The organism is Sulfurovum sp., assembly GCF_041562805.1.
Classification (GTDB): domain Bacteria; phylum Campylobacterota; class Campylobacteria; order Campylobacterales; family Sulfurovaceae; genus Sulfurovum.
In genome coordinates this window covers 1-5,593 of the sequence record NZ_JBFFOH010000161.1, presented here as the reverse complement: position 1 = coordinate 5,593, position 5,593 = coordinate 1, and the positions used below count along the sequence as shown (strand labels likewise).

Here is a 5,593-nt window from a genome sequence, read left to right as displayed (position 1 = left end):
TTGCTATCTCCCCAGGCAATATCTGCTTCGATTCTATCAATACCCCATGGAAGATCTTGCAGTGGTTGCTCTCCGCCGCCAGGAGCTGTACCATGAACTACAAGATCTTCATCGATACGTACGATTTCTGCACCTAAATGCTCTTCAAGTGCACTTTGTGCCTGCTCAGGAAGATAGACTGCCATACCATTGATGATCTTCAGCGGTTTGATGGGTATCGCACCGGTTTTTTTTATTAAGTCTACTTGCGCAGCTTTATTCGAGAAACTTTTTTGGAAAACGATGATTTTACGTGGTGTTTCTGCAGGTGATGCAAACATTGCCGAGGTAAAAGTCAATATAGACAAAAGGATGGCATAAAGGTTAAAGAATTTATTTTTTCGCATATTATATCTCCTATAATAATAAATTATTTTCAACATCAAATTATAGTTTTACTATCATTTCTATTTGATTTTGCGGGGTATCATAACAAATGAATGTAAAGAAAGTCTAAAAATGTATAACTTTCTCCCAAAAAACAATAATCATATTTTTTGTTCTGTTAAAAATAATATAATTTATTTTGGTAACCTGGCGGTCTTATATTTTAAGATCCATGGCTTTCCGTCCTTGCTTCACAACAAGTTTGGCACAACAAAATAATTTGAATTAAATAAAAATTTATGGATAACTCGTAGAAAAAAAGAAGACGAAATACCTGATATTGTTAATATCGGTACTTTGGTAACCTGGCGGTCTTATATTTTAAGATCCATGGCTTTCCGTCCTTGCTTCACAACAAGTTTGGCATAAAAAATAATATTTAAAAAGAGCTAATTAATTTAAAAACAATGTAGTATGACATAATAATGTCAGATTAATGTCAGACTATAATTATTTATAATTTTTGTCTGATCAAATAAAAGAATGTAAAGGATTCACTCATTCTATGTCTCTTTATGTAGAAAATAATTCTACTACTTTTCATTACATCACTTTACAATAAATTCATTAATTTAAAATGTTATAATCCTAATAAAAAAGAATTAAAATGAATCTCAATCAAAAAATAACATTTGCAGATACAGTTTTTGCCCAAGAAGTGGATGGTGAAATGGTTTTACTCGATATGGAGAGTGAAAATTACTTTGGTCTTGATGAAGTAGGAACTGCTATATGGCAAGCTATGCAAGAAAAGGAAACGTTGCAAGAGGTTTTTGAAGTGTTGTTAGAACAGTATGAAGTTGAAGCAGAGGTGTTGGAGAGGGATCTTTCTGATTTTGTGGGTAAGTTGCTTGAGAGTAGCTTGGTAGAGGTGAAAGAGAATTGAATTTATCACAATATTTGGATGCTGAAAAGATAGTCTTAGAGAGTGAGATCGTTGTGAAGTTGGAAAACTTTGCCTCCCTTTTGAATGAATGGAACCAGATACACAATCTTACAGGCGCTAAAACCATAGATGCGATCTATGTGAACATCGTGGATTCGCTTTACCCTTTGTCTTTCATAGAGAAACCAAAAACACTTTTAGATGTGGGAACAGGAGCAGGGTTTCCGGGACTTGTACTTGCGATAGCATTACCCGATACGAAGGTAGTACTGGCTGAACCACTTAAAAAACGGGTCTCTTTTTTAAAGTATGCAGCCATAGACCTTGAACTTTCTAATGTCAGTGTCGAAGCAAAAAGAGTTGAAACCGTAGAACATGAAGCTTTTGATCTTATAAGCTCGCGTGCAGTCACAAATACGAAATTACTGTTAGAACTGACTGTCAAGATCAGTGATTCAGATACGGAATATCTTTTTTACAAAGGGTCTCGTGTATTTGATGAGATCGAAGATGTACAACATCAGCTAAGATATGATATAGTACAAAAAAACCAACGAAACTACCTCTATATAAAGAATGACAAATGATTTTAAAACTACTGATTTTTGCTATTGCAGCTGTGTTTATCTATAAATTTTTCGGTGGGAAACTCCCCACATTTGGGAGGAGCCCGCATGAGAAAAAACTAGATGATGATACACTTGTAGAATGTGAAAAATGTCATACCTATGTGACTGTGAAAGAGAGTATTGTTGTAGGCGGTAGATATTACTGTTCTACTGAATGTACACCGTAGGCTTTAAGGTAGATAACTTCAGAGAGCGACTAGTCGCGTGAGTACCCTGCTGAAGGGAACTCAGTGTTAGCGTAGCAAAGAAGGGCTTTGCCCATTTTGCGTTATATATTAATAAAAAAAGGAATAATCATGATAATTATCGGACACCCATGGATAAACAGTAATCGTTTTTTTAAAATTTTCTCTATTAAAGGTATCGCGAAGAGTCAAGCAGATGATATTATTTTACTTGAACCTTTAGTCGATTCGCATACTCTCGCACAACACTGCCAAGCCAATAATATCCCTTTTGCCGTCGTAGCAAATAACTTGGATGATGCACTCTTTGCCAATGCTTTAGGTGCAAAATATGTCATCTGTGAAGAAGATGATGCTCTGATGATCCAGCCTATAGCGCAAGAGTATCTTTTTGATACCAATATCCTGGTCCTCATCCATAGCGAAAAAGAGATAAGTAAAATAGCAAGAGGTGGTGTAGATGGTGTAGTATTTGCAGATGCCATCTATGAGAACTGATATCCAACGTTATACACTTACCTATATACTGATAGCACTCAGTAGTGCAGTCTATCTTTTTTCTGCATTTTTTAGCCAAAGTCTTATAGATATGGATATGCAGACCCTTGTGGATATGGGTGCACTGTTTGGTCCATTAACCGTGCTTAAGGGTGAATGGTGGAGACTAGTGACTGCAATGTTCTTACATGGCGGTATGACCCATTTACTGATGAATATGTTTTCTCTTTATATAGTAGGACGTGGTGTAGAGATGTACTTTGACACGAAGTCTTACCTAAGCATTTACTTCTTCGCTGGGATCATTGGCGGACTTGTATCTCTCTATATGCATCCAGTCTCTGTGGGTGTAGGTGCATCTGGGGCCATCTTTGGTGTTTTTGGTGCATTGGCAGGGTTTTTCCTGGCACATAGAGACAGGATAGCCTCACACTCTAAAGCATTTATGAAAGATTTTGGTGTCATTATCGCGATCAACCTTGTGATAGGACTTTCTATACCTTCTATTGATGTGAGTGCCCATATTGGGGGACTTGTTGTAGGTTTTATAGGTGGGTTTGTTCTCTCTAAAAATTCAAAATGGCTCTTGGTCTATAATACTATGATGGTTTTAGTTATTATGGCCTTTGCTTCATATCTTCCTGATCAGTATGCTCAAACACTATTTTAAATCTTTTATTCTCGCTTTTTTTCTTGTAGGATGTGCGGTTACACCACCTTCGGTATCGCAAACCAAGGTTACAGAACTTTCACTTCTTTTACAGTCATTGGACAGCAGTATTTCTCAAGGTGAAGCAATGCGGCTTTCCCAGGATATTTTTCATGAAACGCAGAAGTTGACAAAAGAGTTTAAAATGACTTCTCCTCCTCAGTATCATAACTTTTTAGTGACCGTTGGAGTACGTGAAAAAGGACTCTGTTATCATTGGAGCGATGCCTTGTATGCGTATCTGTCCGGGAGAGGCTATAGTTCTTTTGAATTTCATTTAGCTGGGGCAAATATAGGGGAATATTTTTATGAACATAATGCTTTGGTTGTCGTGGCAAAGGGTGGAAAAGTGGAAGAGGGAATCATCATAGATCCGTGGAGAGGTGCGGGAGAACTCTATTTCTCCAAAGTAGAGGATGACGCAGAGTATATATGGCTACACAGACCAAAGAGAGGTTGTTTATAGTTTGTTACTCTTCTACAGGTTCTTCATACACACCTGCTTCACGTAGCTCTGCTTCTTCAGCTGCCAGGGCCTCTTTCTCTGCTTCAGAAATGGCCTCTTCAGGTTCAACCTCTTCCTGCACTTCCTCCACTGCTTCAGCTTGAGGTGCTTGTTCATCCTGTACTTCTATGGATTCTGTTTCTTCAGTTACTTCTGACTCTTGTACTTCCTGTTCTTCTAGACTGGTTTCTATGGGTGTTGAGTCTTCTTCTGCGATGGATGTAGTTTGAAAGAGTAGGAAAAAAGAAAATACGATACTTGAAAATAGTTTAGACATAATGCACCTTTATGACCTTTTGATAAAATAGTTTACAGAATTTTTCCTAAAAAGACAAATTGTTATTCTCTTATTACAATAATGGTAAATAAATTTTGTCTATCAACTCTTCATATTCACTTCTTGCATCAGAGTCTATAGTGATGCCTCCACCACTTTTGTAAAAGAACTGGCCATGTTCTTGTTCTATGAAACGTATCATGACACCTGAACGTAGGGATTCCCCATCAAAAATACCAAATACTCCTGTATAAAACCCTCTATCAAAGTTTTCTATATGATTGATGATGTTCAGTGTACTCTTTTTAGGTGTGCCCGAGATGGAACCGGCAGGAAGTATCTGACTGAGAAGGGTACCTAGGTTATCTTTCCAGTCAGTGGGAAGTGTTGCTGTGATCTTGGAACTGACTTGCAGGAGCTCTTTTTCCCCCGCTTTGATCTTTTCGAGATAACGAAATTGCTCTACTTTTACGTTAGAACCGATGATACCCAGGTCATTACGCATGAGGTCTACTATCATGACATGTTCGGCCATCTCTTTTTCATCAGCTAAGATACGCTTTTTCGCATCAGGTAGGTTGGCATCTATGGTTCCCTTCATAGGGTATGTAGCTATGGTGTTTTCTTTTATTTCTACAAAACGCTCCGGAGAGAAGCAGATAAACTCATCTTTAAAATAGAGTTTAAATTTGGCTTTTGCATAGGTGAAGATCTCTTTGAGGGTAAAAGAACTCTCTACTGGAGTTCTAAACGTTAGGTTGAGAAGATAGGTATTCCCAGAACGTATCTCTTCGAGTACTTCATTGAGTGCTTTTTTGTAAGTAGTGAAATCTACAGGGGATTTGGAAAATATAAAGTCTTTGGTACGTTTCTTGAGAGGGTAATTACGCCAATCTTCCAATTTATAGAAAATATCATCATCAAGTTGTTCAAGTGGCTTGGCAAAGATCTTATCTTGTTCAAAAGAAGTGATAAAAAGAAAAGGGGTACGTGCTTTTGAAAATTTATTTATTTGTTCAAAACCATTTTCTTTGTTAAGCCAAATCATTTTAAGAGTCTAGAAGCAACAGTTTCAAAATAGCCATACGCATATAAACACCATTCTTGACTTGTTCAAGGACTTTACAGCGTTCATCTTCAAGCATGTCGTCAGAAATGTCTATATTCCGCATCACTGGACCAGGGTGAAGGACGAGAATGTCTCTGTCGGCTAAACGCTTATGATCAATACAGTAGTGTTTTGCATATTCAGCATAATCATCGAAAATAGGCGAAGCATGACGTTCTAATTGTGCTCTAAGAGACATGATCACATCTACTTTATCCAGAACATCTTCGAGATTCTCGTATTGAGGCAGATCACTTTCGGGCATAAATGGTTTAGGTGCAACCAATAGAACATTCATCCCCATACGCGTAAGAAGACGGATTCCGGAACTGGCTACACGAGAACTTACAATGTCTCCTACGATGGCTAT

General features: G+C 37.6%; 9 protein-coding genes, 1 pseudogene and 2 riboswitches. Of the genes and pseudogenes, 6 read left to right on the top strand and 4 right to left on the bottom strand.

The features are described 5' to 3' along the window. Positions 1–386: hypothetical protein (locus ABYK33_RS13435; protein WP_373033784.1), on the bottom strand; the 386-nt coding region annotated here is incomplete at its 3' end. A gap of 178 nt (positions 387–564) precedes the next feature. Further along, positions 565–643, bottom strand: a riboswitch (cyclic di-GMP riboswitch). A gap of 79 nt (positions 644–722) precedes the next feature. Further along, a riboswitch (cyclic di-GMP riboswitch) is annotated at positions 723–801 on the bottom strand. Positions 802–1,033: 232 nt separating this feature from the next. On the opposite strand from ABYK33_RS13435, the gene ABYK33_RS13430 reads away from it, so the two are divergent. The 6 genes from ABYK33_RS13430 to ABYK33_RS13405 all read left to right on the top strand — a co-directional run bounded on the left by ABYK33_RS13430 (position 1,034) and on the right by ABYK33_RS13405 (position 3,799). Beyond that, complete coding sequence (locus ABYK33_RS13430) at positions 1,034–1,312, top strand: PqqD family protein (RefSeq protein WP_373033782.1); 279 nt, start codon at positions 1,034–1,036, stop codon at positions 1,310–1,312. Then, positions 1,309–1,899 (top strand): 16S rRNA (guanine(527)-N(7))-methyltransferase RsmG, encoded by a 591-nt coding sequence (rsmG, locus tag ABYK33_RS13425; RefSeq protein WP_373033780.1) that lies wholly within the window; start codon positions 1,309–1,311, stop codon positions 1,897–1,899. Before ABYK33_RS13430 ends, rsmG begins: the two co-directional genes overlap by 4 nt. Further along, positions 1,896–2,108, top strand: coding sequence for a PP0621 family protein (locus tag ABYK33_RS13420; protein ID WP_373033779.1), 213 nt, complete (start codon positions 1,896–1,898; stop codon positions 2,106–2,108). The genes rsmG and ABYK33_RS13420 overlap by 4 nt, the downstream gene beginning before the upstream one ends. Before the next feature lie 129 nt (positions 2,109–2,237). After that, a complete protein-coding gene (locus ABYK33_RS13415; protein ID WP_373033778.1) occupies positions 2,238–2,624 on the top strand; it encodes a hypothetical protein in 387 nt (128 codons plus the stop codon). Beyond that, on the top strand, positions 2,614–3,294 hold the full coding sequence (locus ABYK33_RS13410) for a rhomboid family intramembrane serine protease (protein WP_373033777.1): 681 nt from the start codon (positions 2,614–2,616) through the stop codon (positions 3,292–3,294). The genes ABYK33_RS13415 and ABYK33_RS13410 overlap by 11 nt, the downstream gene beginning before the upstream one ends. After that, positions 3,275–3,799: a hypothetical protein gene (locus tag ABYK33_RS13405; RefSeq protein WP_373033776.1), complete on the top strand. Its 525-nt coding sequence runs from the start codon at positions 3,275–3,277 to the stop codon at positions 3,797–3,799. Before ABYK33_RS13410 ends, ABYK33_RS13405 begins: the two co-directional genes overlap by 20 nt. Positions 3,800–3,803: 4 nt before the next feature. Here ABYK33_RS13405 and ABYK33_RS13400 read toward each other — a convergent pair whose 3' ends face one another. From ABYK33_RS13400 to ABYK33_RS13390, 3 genes and pseudogenes are all read right to left on the bottom strand, one after another. After that, entirely contained in the window at positions 3,804–4,115 is a 312-nt protein-coding gene (locus tag ABYK33_RS13400) for a hypothetical protein (RefSeq protein ID WP_373033775.1), read from the bottom strand. Between the two features lie 73 nt (positions 4,116–4,188). Beyond that, positions 4,189–5,163 (bottom strand): aminodeoxychorismate synthase component I, encoded by a 975-nt coding sequence (locus ABYK33_RS13395; protein ID WP_373033774.1) that lies wholly within the window; start codon positions 5,161–5,163, stop codon positions 4,189–4,191. A 1-nt stretch (position 5,164) separates the two neighbouring features. Next, positions 5,165–5,593: pseudogene (locus ABYK33_RS13390) on the bottom strand (aspartate carbamoyltransferase); the annotation flags it as partial.

Bases quoted from the DNA above. Each gene is read 5' to 3' on its own strand.
- ABYK33_RS13430 (WP_373033782.1), top strand. From the start codon at position 1,034: ATGAATCTCAATCAAAAAATAACATTTGCAGATACAGTTTTTGCCCAA.
- ABYK33_RS13420 (WP_373033779.1), top strand. From the start codon at position 1,896: ATGATTTTAAAACTACTGATTTTTGCTATTGCAGCTGTGTTTATCTAT.
- ABYK33_RS13415 (WP_373033778.1), top strand. From the start codon at position 2,238: ATGATAATTATCGGACACCCATGGATAAACAGTAATCGTTTTTTTAAA.
- ABYK33_RS13410 (WP_373033777.1), top strand. From the start codon at position 2,614: ATGAGAACTGATATCCAACGTTATACACTTACCTATATACTGATAGCA.
- ABYK33_RS13405 (WP_373033776.1), top strand. From the start codon at position 3,275: ATGCTCAAACACTATTTTAAATCTTTTATTCTCGCTTTTTTTCTTGTA.
- ABYK33_RS13400 (WP_373033775.1), bottom strand. From the start codon at position 4,115: ATGTCTAAACTATTTTCAAGTATCGTATTTTCTTTTTTCCTACTCTTT.
- ABYK33_RS13395 (WP_373033774.1), bottom strand. From the start codon at position 5,163: ATGATTTGGCTTAACAAAGAAAATGGTTTTGAACAAATAAATAAATTT.